The sequence below is a fragment of the Nocardia sp. FBN12 genome (assembly GCF_054031145.1).
This window is the reverse complement of sequence record NZ_CM132926.1, coordinates 3,057,674-3,072,800: the sequence shown is the minus strand read 5'-3', so window position 1 is coordinate 3,072,800 and position 15,127 is coordinate 3,057,674. Positions and strand designations below refer to the sequence as shown.

The window sequence follows — 15,127 nt, the reverse complement described above, 5'->3', positions numbered from 1 at the left end:
TCGAGCCGCCCGATCGCTGAGCACCGCGGCGCAGATCAAGATCACCAGGCAACGCTGCAGGACGGCCCCTCGGACCAGGCCCGCACCGTTGTCTGCTGATCAATTGTCCAGCGTCGGGCACGGGCTGGAAAGTTGCGGGCCGGACGGGCCCAGTAGCATCGTCTTGCTCGGCGGGCGTCGAGGAAACCGGTGGAAATCCGGTGCGGTCGCGCCACTGTGAACAGCCAGACCCTCTCCGGCGAGCACCGCAACCCCCGATGGGCGCGTAACCCGAGGAAGGTCTCACCCTGTGATCCTGCTGCTGTCCACCTCCGACACCGATCTCCTGAGCGCCCGCGCGAGCGGCGCCGAGTACCGCTGGGGCAATCCCGCGCGGCTGCTCGTGGAGGATCTGCCGGGCCTGCTCGACGGCGCTGATCTGGTGATCGTGCGGATCCTCGGCGGCAAGCGCGCCTGGGAGGAGGGCCTCGACGCCATTCGGGCGAGCGGGGTGCCGATGGTGGCGCTGGGTGGCGAGATCGCGCCCGACGCCGAGCTGATGGAGTGCTCGACGGTGCCGGTCGGTGTCGCGGCCGACGCGCACAACTACCTCGCCGCCGGCGGCGCGGAGAACCTGCTGCAGCTGCACAACTTCCTGTCCGACACGGTGTTGCTGACCGGTCACGGTTTCGAACCGCCCGCCCAGCTGCCGACCTGGGGCGAGCTCGATCGGTCTCCGCGAATCCTGGAGCCGCACGCTCCGACCGTCGCGGTCGTCTACTACCGCGCCCAGCACCTCGCGGGCAACACCGCCTACATCGAGGCGCTGTGCAAGGCGATCGAGGCCAAGGGCGCGCGACCGCTTCCGGTCTACGCGGCCTCGCTGCGCACCGCCGAACCCGAACTTCTCACCCTGCTCGGCCGCGCCGACGCCCTCGTGGTGACCGTGCTGGCGGCCGGCGGCAGCAAGCCCGCCACCGCCTCGGCCGGTGGTGACGACGAAGCCTGGGACGTGGCCGCGCTCGCCGCGCTGGACGTGCCGATCCTGCAGGGACTGTGCCTGACCAGCGGTCGCGCGCAGTGGGAGGCCAACGACGACGGCCTGTCACCCCTTGATGTCGCGACACAGGTCGCGGTGCCCGAGTTCGACGGTCGCATCATCACGGTGCCGTTCTCCTTCAAGGAGTTCGACGCCGACGGCCTGTCCGCGTATGTCCCCGATTCCGAACGCTGTGCCCGCGTGGCGGGGATCGCCGTGCGACACGCCCGCCTGCGCCACATTCCGGCTGGGGACAAGCGGATCGCGATCATGCTCTCGGCGTATCCGACCAAGCACGCCCGCATCGGCAACGCCGTCGGCCTCGACACCCCCGCCAGCGCGATCCGCCTGCTCACCGAATTGCGCGCCGCCGGTTACGATCTCGGCGACATCGACGAGATCCCCGGCCTGGTGGAACGCGACGGTGACGCGCTGATCCACGCGCTGATCGCCGCGGGCGGTCAGGATCCGGAGTGGTTGAGCGCGGAACAGCTGGAGGGCAACCCGATTCGGATCGGCGCCACCACCTACACCCGCTGGTTCGAGTCCTTGCCCGCGGACCTGCGCGAGGCCGTCGTGGAGTCGTGGGGTCCGCCGCCGGGCGAACTGTATGTCGACCGGTCGGCCGACCCCAAGGGTGAAATCGTCATCGCGGCACTGCGTTTCGGCAATGTGGTGCTGATGGTGCAGCCGCCTCGCGGGTTCGGCGAGAACCCCGTCGCGATCTACCACGATCCGGATCTGCCGCCGAGTCACCACTACCTCGCCGCGTACCGCTGGTTGTCCTCGCCGGACGGTTTCGGTGCCGACGCGATGGTGCACCTGGGTAAGCACGGCAACCTCGAATGGCTGCCCGGCAAGACCCTCGGCATGTCCGCGTCCTGCGGTACCGACGCGGCACTGGGCGATCTGCCGCTGATCTACCCGTTCCTGGTCAACGATCCCGGCGAGGGCACCCAGGCCAAACGCCGCGCCCACGCCACCCTGGTCGATCACCTGATCCCGCCGATGGCGCGCGCCGAAACCTACGGCGACATCTCCCGTTTGGAGCAGTTGCTCGACGAGCATGCCAACATCTCCGCCTTGGACCCGGCCAAACTACCCGCCATCCGCCAGCAGATCTGGACCCTGATGCGCGCGGCCAAGATGGACCACGACCTCGGTCTCGCCGAACGCCCCGAAGAGGACGTCTTCGACGACATGCTCCTGCACGTCGACGGCTGGCTGTGCGAGATCAAGGACGTCCAGATCCGCGACGGTCTGCACATCCTCGGCCAGGCACCCGAGGGCGACACCGAACTCGACCTGGTGCTGGCCATGCTGCGCGCCCGCCAGCTGTGGGGCGGCGAACAGAACGTGGTGGGCCTGCGAGAAGCATTGGGGCTCAGCGAGGCCGGCGACGAATCCCGCGAACGTGTGGACGTGGTGGAAAGCCGTGCCCGCGAACTGCTCGGCGCCTTGCAGGCGACGGACTGGTCGGTGGCGGCGGTCGACGCGCTGGTCGACGACTACGCCACCGCGATTCTCGCTGGGGGAGTGGATGATTCGTCCACGCCCGGGATCGCGGAGGTGCCGGACGCCGCCGCGGCGCCCAGGGCCGCCACGTCCGCGGCGGGCAGTGTCGCGGTGAGTGGGCGTCTGGAAGCGGTGCGGACCGTCTTGCGGTTCGCCGCCACCGAAGTCGTGCCGCGCCTGCGCGAAACCAGCATCGAGATCGCCCGCGTCCTGCACGCCCTCAACGGTGGCTTCATCCCCGCCGGTCCCAGCGGCTCACCCCTGCGCGGCCTGATCAACGTGCTGCCCACCGGCCGTAACTTCTACTCCGTCGACCCCAAGGCCGTGCCCTCGCGACTGGCCTGGGAGACCGGCCAGGCGATGGCGGAATCGCTGCTCGCCCGCTACCTGGCCGACCACGGCGCGTACCCGAAGTCGGTCGGCCTTTCGGTGTGGGGCACCTCGGCCATGCGTACCTCCGGCGACGACATCGCGGAAGTCTTCGCCCTGCTGGGTGTTCGGCCGGTCTGGGACGAAGCGAGCCGCCGCGTCACCGACCTCGAGGTGATCTCCCTCGACGAACTCGCCCGGCCGCGCATCGACGTCACGGTCCGCATCTCGGGCTTCTTCCGCGACGCCTTCCCGCACGTGCTGGCACTCCTGGACGACGCGGTCCGGCTCGTCGCCGACCTCGACGAACCCGCCGAATCGAATTACGTTCGCGCACACGCACAGTCGGATCTCGCCGACCACGGCGACACCCGCCGCGCCACCACCCGCATCTTCGGTTCCAAGCCCGGCACCTACGGCGCGGGCTTGCTGCAGCTCATCGACTCCAAGAGCTGGCGCACCGACGACGACCTCGCGCAGGTCTACACCACCTGGGGTGGCTACGCCTACGGCCGTGACCTCGACGGCGCCCCCGCCGCCGACGACATGCGCACCGCCTACAAACGCATCGCGGTCGCCGCCAAGAACACCGACACCCGCGAACACGACATCGCCGACTCCGACGACTACTTCCAGTACCACGGCGGCATGGTGGCCACCGTCCGCGCGCTGACCGGCAAGAACCCCGAGGCCTACATCGGCGACTCCACCCGTCCCGATGCTGTGCGCACCCGCACGCTCTCGGAGGAGACCGCCCGCGTCTTCCGTGCCAGGGTGGTGAACCCGCGCTGGCTCGAGGCGATGCGCCGCCACGGGTACAAGGGCGCCTTCGAGATGGCCGCCACCGTCGACTACCTGTTCGGCTACGACGCCACCACCAATGTCGTCGCGGACTGGATGTACGAAAAGCTCTCCGAGAGCTACGTTTTCGACGATGTGAACCGCAAGTTCATGGAGCAGTCCAACCCGTGGGCGCTGCACGGCATCGCCGAACGCCTCCTGGAAGCCGCCGAGCGCAAGCTGTGGGAGCACCCCGAGCAGGAAACGCTGGACAAGCTGCGCCAGGTCTATCTGGAAACCGAGGGTGAGCTGGAATGACCCCGCTTGCCGCAAAACTGCAACACGTTCTAGTCTGAGGCATAGTGTGCCGCGGCGATCCCGCCCGGCGCGCGCAGCGGAAAGGGTCACGATGAGCACCTCCCCTGGCTATTTCACGCACGCGGACGGCGTCTACACGCCGACGCGGTACTCGCAGAGCCTGTGGTCGCCCAACACGCTGTCCGGTCCGCCGGTATGTGGATTAATGGCGCGCGAGGTGCAGGCGAGCTACTGCACGGACGGGTTCGCCCCGGCGCGATTGACCGTCGACCTGCACCGGTCCGTGCCCGCCGTGCCGCTGACGATCGCCAGCGAACTGGTGCGCGACGGCAACCGGGTGCGGTCGGTGGCGATCGTCGTGCGTGCCGACGGTGAGATCGTCGCCCGGGGCAGCGCGCTGCTGCTGAAGCGCTCGACCCAGCCCCCGGGCGAGGTGTGGCGCCTCGACCGGGACCGCCCGCTGCCGCCCCCGAGCGTGCTGGCCACCATCGACGAGACGATGCATCTGTTCAGCAGTGACGGGCAGGGGTGGTCGATGAATATGACCGAACACCAGAACGACGCCCGCAAACGCAAGTGGGTACGCAATATCCCGGTCGTCGCGGGGGAGGAGTCGTCCCCGTTCTGCTACGCCGCGATGACCGGCGAGCAGACCAGCCTGGTCACCAACTGGGGCACCGAGGGCATCGGTTTCATCAACACCGATGTGTCGATCACGTTCTCGCGCATGCCCGTCGGCGTCGAGATGGGTCTCGAGGCGGAAAGCCATCTCAGCGACGACGGGATCGCGGCGGGCGCCGCGGTGCTCTACGACGAGCAGGGCGCGTTCGGCATCTGCACGACCACCGCGCTGGCCAACGAACGCAGGCAGATCCGCGGCGACGTCATCGACGAACTGTCGGAGTCGTTCGTGGTCAGGCAGCCGCAAACCCGGTGAATGCCATCGCGACTCCTGGTGTGCCGGATGAGCAGGGAACGAGTCGTTATGTGGAGATCAGGGTCACGATGAGTTCGTCCGCGATCGACTCCGCCTTCACCATGCCCGTGCCCAGGTAGAGGGTTGCCGCGCGGGGGCGGCCGTCGGCCAGCGGCACCACCGAGACCGCGTCGACGCGGCGGCCCGCGAGCTCGTCGTAGGGCGCCTCGTCGGTGACGTCGAAGGCGGTGTACTTGCCGGAGTTGGCGACGTATTCGATGTTCACGGGGTCGACCAGCGGTTCGAAGGGATCACGCCACGGCGATCCGCCGATGCGCAGTTCCGCGCCGTCGACACCGGCGTCGAAAAGCAGGGTCGAACCATCGCGGAAGGTGAATTCGATCGGGCCCTCGGTGCGGTCGATCTCGTCGCCGAGGACATAGAACATCCGGCGGACGGCGACGATGGTCCCGTCGACCGCGGCATTGAGCGCGGTGCGGCTGTGCTCATCGGTGTCGGACATAGGTTTTCCTCTGCAGCGGTCGATGCCGGGCGGATGAAACATCATGTCGTCGCGGGCCCACCGCACGCAACTCCGCCCGGCGTGTTCGTCCCGCGCGCACCCCGGCGCCTGCCGCTCGTAGAGTGGAGCCCATGGTGGACGACGACACCACCGACGCGGTGGCACGCGCGGCCGAGCTGTTGAGCGGGCGCCGCACGGTGGTGATCTCCGGCGCGGGACTGAGCACCGACAGTGGCATTCCCGACTATCGTGGTCCCGATTCGCCGTCACGCACGCCGATGACCTACCAGCAATTCGTCGGCGACCCGGTGTTCCGGCAGCGGTATTGGGCACGCAATCACATCGGCTGGCGGCGAATGGATGCCGCTCGGCCCAACCCCGGTCATCGCGCCGTCGCGCGGCTAGAGCGAGCGGGGGTGGTGTCGGGAGTGATCACCCAGAATGTGGATCTGCTGCACATGAAGGCGGGTGCGCGCCGGGTGATCGATCTGCACGGAACTTACGCGCGCGTGCGGTGTCTGCACTGCGCGAATCTCATCTCCCGAATGACACTCGCCCACCATCTCGAAGCCGCCAATCCCGGGTTCGCGGAAAGTCTCTCAGCGAGCGCCACCGGTATCGAAGTGGCGCCGGACGCGGACGCGGTGGTGACCGATACCGACCGATTCCGGATGGTCGACTGCATGGCGTGCGGCGGAATGCTCAAACCCGACATCGTGTATTTCGGCGAGAATGTGCCGCCCGACCGGGTCGAAGCCGCTTTCGACCTGGTCGACAATGCGCAGGCGCTGCTGGTGGCGGGTTCCTCGGTGACGGTGATGTCGGGCCTGCGCTTCGTGCGCAGAGCCGCGAAAAACGGTGTGCCAGTGGTGATCGTGAATCGCGGACGCACCCGCGGCGACGAACTCGCCACGCTCCGAATCGAGGCGGGCTGCTCGGAAACTCTGTGCGCGCTGGCCGAACTCGCCAGCTGAATTCACCGCTGCCGAACTGACAGTTCCGAGTGCCGCCGCCTATCGTTTCCCAATGAAATGATCGGTAACTTGATCCCTCGATGACGGGGGCGAATCCGACGTGGGTAAGCTCTGCGCTCAGTGCATGAAGAGTTCCACCCGCGGCGCAAAGTTTTCCTCGCAGCGGGGTTGTCGGCCCTCGTGTGGGCCGAATGATCGACCCCCACTTGCCAGCCGATCAGAACCAGGGCTTTTCCATGACCGATACCGTCGCTGCCGAATCACGCCTCACGCACCGCCAGACACTCACCATCCTGTCCGGCCTGCTACTCGGGGTGTTCCTCGCCGCGCTCGACCAGAACATCGTCAGCGTCGCGATCGTCCGGATCGCGAACAGTCTCGACGGCTTCGACGAACAGGCATGGGCGACAACGGCATACCTGATCACCGCCACCGTCACCACGCCGCTGTACGGCAAACTCGCCGACATCTACGGGCGCAAGCCGTTCTATCTGCTGGCGATCGCCCTGTTCGTGATCGGCTCGGCGGCCTGCTGCTTCGCGACCACCATGTACCAGCTGGCCGGGTTCCGCGCGTTCCAGGGTTTGGGCGCGGGTGGGTTGATGTCGCTGGCGTTCACCATCGTCGGTGACATCGTGCCCGCGCGCGAACGGGTCCGCTACCAGGGGTATTTCCTCATGGTGTTCGGCATCGCGACGGTGCTCGGGCCGGTGGTCGGCGGTTTCCTGTCCGATTACGAGAGCCTCGGCGGCATCGAGGGCTGGCGCTGGGTGTTCCTGGTGAACGTGCCGGTGGGCATCCTGGCGTTCCTGGTGGTCGCGAAGGTGCTGAACGTGGCGCACACGCGTCAACGCAGCCGGATCGACTGGTTCGGCGCGGTCACGCTGATCGTCGGTGTGGTGCCGCTGCTGATCGTGGCCGAGCAGGGGCGGATCTGGGGCTGGACCGAACCGAAATCGCTGCTCTGCTACGGGATCGGCGCGGGTGGTCTGCTGCTGTTCGTGCTGGTCGAGTTCCTGATGAAGGACTCGGCGCTGATCCCGCTGCGGCTGTTCCGCAGCTCCACCTTCAGCATCGCGATCCTCGGCGGGTTCCTTGTCGGTGTCGCGATGTTCGGGGCGATCACGATGGTGCCGCAGTATCTGCAGGTCGTGCGTGGTTTCTCGCCGACCGAGGCGGGGCTGCTGATGTTGCCGCTCGTCCTCGGGATCATGGTGGGCGCGCAGATCTCCGGGCTGATCACGAAAGCCACCGGACGCTACAAAGTGCTACCGGTGCTCGGTGCGCTGATCCTCGCGATCGGGTGCGCGCTGTTCGCGCGGATCAGCTACAACGGTCCGCTCTGGCAGCCGCTGGCCTACAGCGCGATCATGGGATTCGGCCTCGGTGGCTGCATGCAGACCCTGATCATCGCCGCGCAGAACGCGGTCGGGCGCACCGAGATGGGGGTGTCGACCGCGGCGGCGACGTTCTTCCGTCAGCTCGGCGGGACGCTCGGTGTCGCGGTGTTCCTCACCGTGCTGTTCGACCGGCTGCCCGGTTCGATTCTGCAAGCCTTCGGTGGAAGCCTGCCGCCCGGTTTCGACGGCGCGCGACTCGAGGGCATGCTGAGCGATACCAGCGGCATCGCCACCCTGCCCGACGAGTTGCGGATCCCGATCCTCGAGGGCTTCACCGACTCGATGCACACCGTGTTCCTGCTCGCCGCCGACCTCGCCGTGGTGGCCTGCCTGGTGCTGGTGTTCATGAAAGAGGTTCCGCTGCAGGAGGATCCGGCCCCCGAGGAATCCGAGGATGCCACGCTGCTGCGCGATGTGAGCCTGCACGACGCGCACGAGATGGCGGGCAAGTTGCGGCCCGCCGCGACCGGGCGGGTGATCGCGGGGCTGTTGCGACGCGACGACGAGCGTCCGGTGCCCGCCGCCACGCTGACCCTGATCGACCAGCACGGGCATCAGGTGGCCCGCGGCAACGGCGATGCCGACGGCGCGTATGTGATCGAGGCGCCGCGGCCCGGCAACTATGTGCTCATCGCCGCCGCGGCCGGCCATCAGCCCGAGGCGGTGAGCGTGTCGATCGGCGAGCGCGCCCAGCACGTCGACCTGATGCTGACCGGCGCGGGCGAACTCACCGGCATCGTGCGCTCGGCGCGGCGCGGCGAACCGCTGTGGGGTGCCACCGTCACGCTGACCGATCCCGAGGGCGAGGTGGTGGGCGCGGCGATCACCGGCGAGGACGGCACGTATGTGTGTCGCGATGTCGTGAGCGGTACCTACACGCTGGTCGCGGTGGCCGACCACATGCGCCCGTCGGCGGTCACGCTGACCGTGCCGGAGACGGGCTCGCTGAATCGCGATCTCGACCTCGAACCGATGGCTATTCTCCTCGGCTCGGCCTGGGTGGACGGCGACCGTCCCGTCGCCGACGTGCAGATCACCGTCCTGGACTCGGGCGGCGATCCGGCGGCGACGGCACGCACCGACGAGCAGGGCAAATACCTGGTTCCCGACCTGCCGGAAGGGGAGTACACGGTGGTCGCGCGTGGCTATCCGCCTGTCGCGAGTCAGGTTTCGGTGACTCGCGGCGAGATCACCCACGATGTCACACTGGGATACGAGAACGAGGAGTCGATGAACCGTCGCTGACCCCGCCGCCCCGCAGTACAGTGAGTAGGCGGCCGAGCCGCTTCGCGGGGGTGCCACGCTGGAAGGCCCGCCACGGGAATATCGACGGAAGGGCCCGTCATGACCACCGTTGTAATGACCGGCGGCAGTTCGGGATTCGGTGCGATCGCCGCCCGGCGACTAGCCGGACGGGACAGTACGCGGCTGCTCATCGGCACCCGCGCAGCTGCTGCTGACACGCTCGCGCTCGACCTCGGTCGACTGGATTCGGTGCGCGATTTCGCCACAACTGTGCGCGAATCCCTCGGGGATCAGCGAATCGACGCCCTCGTGCTGAACGCCGGCGTGATCCGGCCCGATGCCGACGGTCGCACCACCGACGGCTACGAGACGACCTTCGCGGTGAATCATCTCGCGCACTATCTGTTGATCCGGCTGCTGCTGCCCGCGCTGGCCGACGGCGCGCGGGTCGTGCTCACCACCAGTGGCACCTACGACCCGGCGACCGGTGCCGGGCTGGCGACACCCCGACATGCCGATGCCGACCTGCTCGCCCACCCGGACCGCGATCCCGGTCGCGAGTCGAATCCGGCACGGGCGGGTCAGCACGCGTACACGGCGTCGAAGTTGTGTGCCGTCTCGACGGCATGCGCGTTGCGCGAGCTGGTGGTCGCGCGCGAACGCGGCATCATCGCCATCGCCTACGACCCGGGACAGGTGTTCGGTACCGGCTTGGCACGCGAGCTGGCCGCACCGTTGCGGCTGGCCTGGTCGGTCTTCGGGACACCGGCCGGTGCCCCGCTGCGCTGGTTCCAGCCGACGATGAACACACCGGACGCCGCGGGAACTGCCCTGGCGCGCTTGGCCTGTGACGCCGCGGCACCCGGCGGGGGAGCCGCGGCACCCGTTCTCGTCGCACTGCGCCGCGGCCGCCTCACCGATCCAGAGCTGTCGGAACTCGCCCGGCGAGACGACCTCCGGTGGCGACTCTGGAACGACAGCGCACGGCTGGTCGGCCTGGACGGTGCGACGGCGGACGACATCGGGCGGTGAGGACGGTGGACGAACAGATCGCGCTGGTGATCGGCGCGGGCGATCAGGCGGACTCGGCGACCTGCTCGTCGCGGTAGGTCTCGGCCAGCTCGGCCAGGGGGATCGCGAGGGCCTCGGCGAGGCCGACGACCGTGCCGAAGGCCGGTGAGGGCAGCCGGCCCGACTCGATCTTGCGCAGCGTCTCGGGGGAGATGCCTGCGCGCAGGGCGACCTCGGTGAGGTCGCGATCGCCGCGTGCCGTGCGCAGGCGGCGGCCGAGGCGGCGGCCTGCTTCGACCTGCGCGGGACTGAGCGGGAGACGGACCATGCGACCGATGGTATGCCGTCGCGAACCTGTTGGCCAAGGTGCGGCGCCGTCAAGCTGAGATCGGATCTCCGTTTTCGCCGCACCGGGGCGATGGCGGTGGTAGGTGTCAGGGGAAGAACATCGAGGTTCGAAAGGTATGGGTATGACACGACGGTTCGAGGGCAAGGTTGTTTTCGTCACGGGAGCGGCGCGCGGGCAGGGCAGGGCGGAGGCGGTGCGTTTCGCCGAAGAGGGCGCGAACGTGATCGCGATCGACGCCTGCGCGGAGTTCGCCAGCACGAGCTACGCGGGTGCGACGGAGGCGGATCTGGCCGAGACCGTGCAGCTGGTCGAGGCGGCGGGCGGCAAGATCGTCGCGAGCAAGGCCGACGTGCGCGATTTCGAGGCGCTCTCGGCGGCGCTGGCAGCGGGGATCGAACAGCTCGGCAGGCTCGATGTGGTCGTGGCCAACGCGGGAATCTGTTCGGCGGCGATGTCGTGGGAGATCACCGCCGAGCAGTGGCGCGAGACCATCGACGTGAATCTCACCGGTGTGTGGCACACCGCGAAAGCCGCTGTGCCGCATCTGATCGCGCAGGGTGACGGCGGTGCGATGGTGTTCACCAGTTCGGTGGCGGGGCTCAAGGGTATTCCGTTCACCGGCCACTATGTCGCGACCAAACACGCGATCACGGGCCTGGCCAAGACGATGGCCAACGAGCTCGGCGCCCACCGGATCAGGGTGAACACCGTCCATCCGGCGGGCGTGGCGACCGGCATGCAGATCAACGAGATGGGTCCGCTGTTCGAGGAGTACGGGGCCACCCTCGCGCCCATCTTCATGAACGCGCTGCCCAGCCACATCTGCCAGCCGGAGGAGATCGCGGCGACCGTGGCGTGGCTGTGCTCGGACGAGGCGGGCCAGATCACCGGCGCGCAGATCCCCGTGGACATGGGCAACCTGAACCGCTGACATTGGTATTTTTATACCGGCGCGGCTAGTGTCGGTATGAAAATACCAATTGGAGGCGTGATGGTGGAGTTGAAATCACCCGCGGAGATCGAGCGCATGCGGGTGACCGGCCGGTTCGTCGCCGACGTGCTGGCCGGGGTGCGCGACCGCGCGGCGGTCGGGGTGAACCTGCTCAAGCTGGAAGCGTATGTGCGGGAACGGATTCGCGAGCGTGGCGCGGTGTCGTGTTATTGGGACTACTCGCCGTCGTTCGGGCGCGGCCCGTTCCGCAATACGGTGTGTTTGGCGGTGAACGATGCTGTGCTGCACGGGCTTCCGCATGACTATGTGCTGTGTGATGGGGATCTGCTGACGGCGGACCTGGCCGTGTCGATCGACGGCTGGGTCGCCGACTCGGCGATCTCGTTCGTCGTCGGCACCGCGGCGCCCGCGGATGCGCGACTGGTGCGGGCCACCGAGGAGGCGCTGGCCGCCGGGATCGCGGCCGCGCAGCCGGACAACCGCATCGGTGACATCTCCGCGGCGATCGCGAATGTCGCACGCGGATACGGGTATCCGGTCAATACCGAGTTCGGTGGGCACGGGCTCGGGCGGACCATGCACGAGGATCCGCACATCGCCAACGACGGCCGTGCCGGTCGCGGGTTCCGGTTGCGGCCCGGTCTCACGGTGGCGATCGAACCCTGGTTCGCGGCGACCACCGCGAAGGTCTACACCGATGCCGACGGCTGGACCATCCGCTCCGCCGACGGCTCCCGCTGCGCGCACAGCGAGCACACGATCGCGATTACCGCGGACGGACCGAGCATCCTCACCTCGCGAGACTGATCGGTACTTTGCGGTGCTTGCGAATTCTGTGTTGCCGCACGCCGATTCGTATTCCGCCGATCGTGGGTAATGTGACATAGCCATGCCGCATCATGGGAGGTACGGGCTGATTTCGGGGTAGGTCGGATCAGCAAGTCGGAGGGACAACCCATGATGTTCAAGCAGTTGCTGGCTGCCTGCGTGCTCACTGTCGCGGCGACCGGCATCACCGCCGCCACCGCCAACGGCGCCCCGCTCACCGGGCCCTCGGTGGCGGGTGTCGACGGCGCCGTGGCTTATACGGCCGCGGTCGCGCGCGACGGTTCGCAGGCGTCCGTCGAACTCACGGCGGGCATGTTCGAGCTCACGCCCGAGGAGGGCGTCGCCGTTCTCGCACCCAACGGTCAGCGCATCGGCCTCATCCCGACAACCGTGCAGACGGTAGCCGGCCCCGCCATCACCGTGGTCCCGCGACTGGACGCCGCGGCCACCACCCTCACTCTCACTCCCGTCGGCGCCCCGATCGCGAACCCCGCGGCGTTGCAGCACATCGACCAGACGGGCAATATCGTCGCCGGCATCGCCATCGGTTGTGTGATCGGCGCCCTCATCGGCCTGATCTTCCTGTTCGTCAGCGCCATCCCCGGTTGTGTCATCGGGGCGGTGATCGGCGGCATCATCGGCTCGAACCAGTAGTCCGATCCGTGGTGGTCGGCGCTGAAAAGCGCCCACCACCACGGTGGCTTCCGGTTCTCGCGTTATCCGGGCCGGCGATCGGCGAACGCGCCGTTGGCAAGGACCGGCACGGTGGAATCCGAATCGAGTTCGATCGCGATGGCCACATCCTCGGCGAAACCGATCGCGGCGAGTTCACGCCCGGACGCGCAGTCCGCGACCAGCGCTCCCACGTCGGCTGTTCCATCGAACGCTGTTGCCGCAATTGCTGCTTCGGGCGACGGCGTAGCGAGACCGCGATCGATCAGCGCGGCGGCGAGCGCACCGGCACCGAGCCAGTCCTCGAGCGCCGGCCGCACGATATCGGTGCCCGGCCAGTGCTCGCCCGCGGCAATGATCGCGATCGGGCGATCGGGAGTGCCCCAGCGCTGGGCGAGAAGCCAATCGGCAACGGCGCTGACATTGCGCAGACAGGCAGCGACAACCGGCGTTCCCTCGACAGCTGCCGCGATCGTGGATCCGTTGGGTGATGGCAGCACGAGGCGTTCGGTGAACGGCGCGCGCCGGATCGCCGCCGGCGACAACGACCACGGCCCGCCCTCGCGTCGTCCGACAGCCAACTCGGCGGCCTTCGCCGCGGCGAAGGCCCGCGCCGAATCATCCCGCCACCGATACGGAAACACCGCGGTACCCGCAGCGGTAGCCACCGACACTGACGTCGTGAACGACAACACATCGATCACCACCAGACATCCAGCGCCAGGCCCGAGCGCCGCCGCCCCGGCTCGCCCCCACTCCACCCGGATCCCGAACCCGTCCTGCCGCGCCCACTGCGGTCTCGATCGCACACCGACCTCCCCAATAGCCGAATCCGTCAGTCCACCACAGGGATCCACCGCACGCCACCTCTCCGGTCGCCTCCAGCAGGTGCACCAGTCGTCCCCGCCGAGCCGGTTCCGAGGGGGCGGCAACCGTGAGTGCTGTTGCCAGGCAACGGGTCAGGCGCCGTCGGGTGGTGCGTTCGGGCATGGCCGGGGCCTGGCGGCCGAGAGGTTGCGTGGCCGATTCAGTCGGTCGTGGTGAGCAGGGCGGTGAGTTGGTCGGAGGCGTCGGCGGCGAGCGCTGTGCGCTCCTCGGGGGTCAGTTCGACGGTGGCGAGTTCGGATTTCCAGTGGGCGAGGCGGTCGGGGTTCTCGGCGGCGAGGGCGAGTTCGGCGAGGGCGGCGTAGGCGCGGGCTCGGTCGAGAGTGGTCGCGGTGGCGCCGAAGCGGTGCAGCCCGGCTTCCAGGGCGCGGGTCGCCGCGCGGTCGTCGTTCTTGAAATCACGCAGGATGCGAGCGTTGTCGAGGACGCGGGCCAGGCCTTCCAGTTCGCGGGAGCCGCCGTACTCGAGTTCCATCGGCTCGTCGCGCTGGATCACGAGGACGGTGTTGCCGACCGGATCGACGAGCGAGAAACGGGACTGGCCGGGGCGGAATCGGGTGATCCGTGGACGGCCCTTGCTCGGAATCTTGCCGTAGTGGGCGCGCAGGGCGGCGGTGTACTCGGCGTGGCGTGCGGCGACGTCGTCGACCATCACCAGCGCGCCCGCGTGTTCCGCCGGAAGTTCGACGCCCGGCGGCGCGGGTGCGAAATGCAGCGCACAGCCATGGTGCTCGATCGCGCCGTACACGTAGGGGCGGGTTTGCTCATGGGTGACGGTGTAGCCGAGCGCTCGGTAGAACTCGAGCGTGCTCGGCAGGTCGCCGCTCCACAGCAGGGGCACCGCGGTATCGGTCACAGTCGGCCTTTCGTCGGAGAGTCGATTCGCCTCGAGGTTACGAAGAGTTTCGAGAAAGCGCCCATACCTCTTTCGGCCACTCGGCCAAGGTTCGCCGCGCCCACTAGGCTGTGCGCATGACGAACCGCCTCGGCGAACTGGCGACCGCGAATTACGTACTGCTCACCACATTCCGCAAGGACGGCACTCCCGTGGGTACGCCCGTCTGGGCGGTGGCGCGCGAGGACAAGCTGTTCGTCTGGACGGTCACCGACAGCTGGAAGGTCAAGCGGGTCCGGCGCAACCCCGAGGTGACGGTGCAACCCTGCACCGTGCGCGGGGATGCACACGGTGCCATCGTGACCGGCACCGCACGGCTGCTCGACGCGGCCGAGACCGACGAACTCCGGTCGGCGCTGCGCAAGAAGTACTGGCTGACCGGGCCACTTGTGATCCTCGGCAGCAATCTGCGCCGGGGCAAGGCCGGCACGATCGGTATCGAGATCACGCCTGCCTGATGTGTGCCGATCCGATATG

At 68.3% G+C, this 15,127-nt stretch carries 13 protein-coding genes; 9 read left to right on the top strand and 4 right to left on the bottom strand.

Annotation, left to right across the window (positions count from 1 at the left end):
* Window positions 1-289: 289 nt before the first annotated feature.
* Window positions 290-4,000: a cobaltochelatase subunit CobN gene (cobN, locus tag ACWZHB_RS14835; RefSeq protein WP_427908523.1), complete on the top strand. Its 3,711-nt coding sequence runs from the start codon at window positions 290-292 to the stop codon at window positions 3,998-4,000.
* Window positions 4,001-4,091: 91 nt separating this feature from the next.
* Complete coding sequence (locus ACWZHB_RS14830) at window positions 4,092-4,937, top strand: acyl-CoA thioesterase domain-containing protein (protein WP_427908522.1); 846 nt, start codon at window positions 4,092-4,094, stop codon at window positions 4,935-4,937.
* Window positions 4,938-4,983: 46 nt separating this feature from the next.
* Here ACWZHB_RS14830 and ACWZHB_RS14825 read toward each other — a convergent pair whose 3' ends face one another.
* Window positions 4,984-5,439: a hypothetical protein gene (locus ACWZHB_RS14825; RefSeq protein WP_427908521.1), complete on the bottom strand. Its 456-nt coding sequence runs from the start codon at window positions 5,437-5,439 to the stop codon at window positions 4,984-4,986.
* A gap of 131 nt (window positions 5,440-5,570) precedes the next feature.
* Between ACWZHB_RS14825 and ACWZHB_RS14820 the strand changes: the two genes are divergently transcribed.
* The 3 genes from ACWZHB_RS14820 (at window position 5,571) to ACWZHB_RS14810 (ending at window position 10,090) form a co-directional block, all read left to right on the top strand.
* On the top strand, window positions 5,571-6,413 hold the full coding sequence (locus tag ACWZHB_RS14820; RefSeq protein WP_427908520.1) for an NAD-dependent protein deacetylase: 843 nt from the start codon (window positions 5,571-5,573) through the stop codon (window positions 6,411-6,413).
* A 236-nt stretch (window positions 6,414-6,649) separates the two neighbouring features.
* Window positions 6,650-9,058, top strand: a complete 2,409-nt coding sequence (locus ACWZHB_RS14815; protein WP_427908519.1) for an MFS transporter — start codon at window positions 6,650-6,652, stop codon at window positions 9,056-9,058.
* Between the two features lie 99 nt (window positions 9,059-9,157).
* Window positions 9,158-10,090, top strand: a complete 933-nt coding sequence (locus ACWZHB_RS14810) for an SDR family NAD(P)-dependent oxidoreductase (RefSeq protein ID WP_427908518.1) — start codon at window positions 9,158-9,160, stop codon at window positions 10,088-10,090.
* 43 nt (window positions 10,091-10,133) lie between these two features.
* Here ACWZHB_RS14810 and ACWZHB_RS14805 read toward each other — a convergent pair whose 3' ends face one another.
* Window positions 10,134-10,397 (bottom strand): helix-turn-helix domain-containing protein, encoded by a 264-nt coding sequence (locus tag ACWZHB_RS14805; protein WP_427908517.1) that lies wholly within the window; start codon window positions 10,395-10,397, stop codon window positions 10,134-10,136.
* A gap of 136 nt (window positions 10,398-10,533) precedes the next feature.
* Here ACWZHB_RS14805 and ACWZHB_RS14800 point away from each other — a divergent pair, with 136 nt between their 5' ends.
* The 3 genes from ACWZHB_RS14800 to ACWZHB_RS14790 all read left to right on the top strand — a co-directional run bounded on the left by ACWZHB_RS14800 (window position 10,534) and on the right by ACWZHB_RS14790 (window position 12,852).
* On the top strand, window positions 10,534-11,349 hold the full coding sequence (locus ACWZHB_RS14800; protein ID WP_427908516.1) for a mycofactocin-coupled SDR family oxidoreductase: 816 nt from the start codon (window positions 10,534-10,536) through the stop codon (window positions 11,347-11,349).
* Between the two features lie 60 nt (window positions 11,350-11,409).
* Window positions 11,410-12,177 (top strand): type I methionyl aminopeptidase, encoded by a 768-nt coding sequence (gene map, locus ACWZHB_RS14795; protein WP_427908515.1) that lies wholly within the window; start codon window positions 11,410-11,412, stop codon window positions 12,175-12,177.
* A 150-nt stretch (window positions 12,178-12,327) separates the two neighbouring features.
* A complete protein-coding gene (locus ACWZHB_RS14790) occupies window positions 12,328-12,852 on the top strand; it encodes a hypothetical protein (RefSeq protein WP_427908514.1) in 525 nt (174 codons plus the stop codon).
* Between the two features lie 62 nt (window positions 12,853-12,914).
* On the opposite strand, the gene ACWZHB_RS14785 is transcribed toward ACWZHB_RS14790, so the two are convergent.
* Complete coding sequence (locus tag ACWZHB_RS14785; RefSeq protein WP_427908513.1) at window positions 12,915-13,679, bottom strand: 2-phosphosulfolactate phosphatase; 765 nt, start codon at window positions 13,677-13,679, stop codon at window positions 12,915-12,917.
* A 218-nt stretch (window positions 13,680-13,897) separates the two neighbouring features.
* On the bottom strand, window positions 13,898-14,611 hold the full coding sequence (locus tag ACWZHB_RS14780; RefSeq protein WP_427908512.1) for a VOC family protein: 714 nt from the start codon (window positions 14,609-14,611) through the stop codon (window positions 13,898-13,900).
* A gap of 116 nt (window positions 14,612-14,727) precedes the next feature.
* Between ACWZHB_RS14780 and ACWZHB_RS14775 the strand changes: the two genes are divergently transcribed.
* Complete coding sequence (locus ACWZHB_RS14775; protein WP_427908511.1) at window positions 14,728-15,108, top strand: PPOX class F420-dependent oxidoreductase; 381 nt, start codon at window positions 14,728-14,730, stop codon at window positions 15,106-15,108.
* Window positions 15,109-15,127 lie beyond the last annotated feature (19 nt).

Excerpts from the sequence above, each read along its gene's own strand:
- ACWZHB_RS14805 (WP_427908517.1), bottom strand. The coding sequence starts at position 10,397 with ATGGTCCGTCTCCCGCTCAGTCCCGCGCAGGTCGAAGCAGGCCGCCGC.
- ACWZHB_RS14775 (WP_427908511.1), top strand. The coding sequence starts at position 14,728 with ATGACGAACCGCCTCGGCGAACTGGCGACCGCGAATTACGTACTGCTC.
- ACWZHB_RS14830 (WP_427908522.1), top strand. The coding sequence starts at position 4,092 with ATGAGCACCTCCCCTGGCTATTTCACGCACGCGGACGGCGTCTACACG.
- ACWZHB_RS14800 (WP_427908516.1), top strand. The coding sequence starts at position 10,534 with ATGGGTATGACACGACGGTTCGAGGGCAAGGTTGTTTTCGTCACGGGA.
- ACWZHB_RS14810 (WP_427908518.1), top strand. The coding sequence starts at position 9,158 with ATGACCACCGTTGTAATGACCGGCGGCAGTTCGGGATTCGGTGCGATC.
- ACWZHB_RS14790 (WP_427908514.1), top strand. The coding sequence starts at position 12,328 with ATGATGTTCAAGCAGTTGCTGGCTGCCTGCGTGCTCACTGTCGCGGCG.
- ACWZHB_RS14820 (WP_427908520.1), top strand. The coding sequence starts at position 5,571 with ATGGTGGACGACGACACCACCGACGCGGTGGCACGCGCGGCCGAGCTG.
- map (WP_427908515.1), top strand. The coding sequence starts at position 11,410 with ATGGTGGAGTTGAAATCACCCGCGGAGATCGAGCGCATGCGGGTGACC.
- ACWZHB_RS14815 (WP_427908519.1), top strand. The coding sequence starts at position 6,650 with ATGACCGATACCGTCGCTGCCGAATCACGCCTCACGCACCGCCAGACA.
- ACWZHB_RS14825 (WP_427908521.1), bottom strand. The coding sequence starts at position 5,439 with ATGTCCGACACCGATGAGCACAGCCGCACCGCGCTCAATGCCGCGGTC.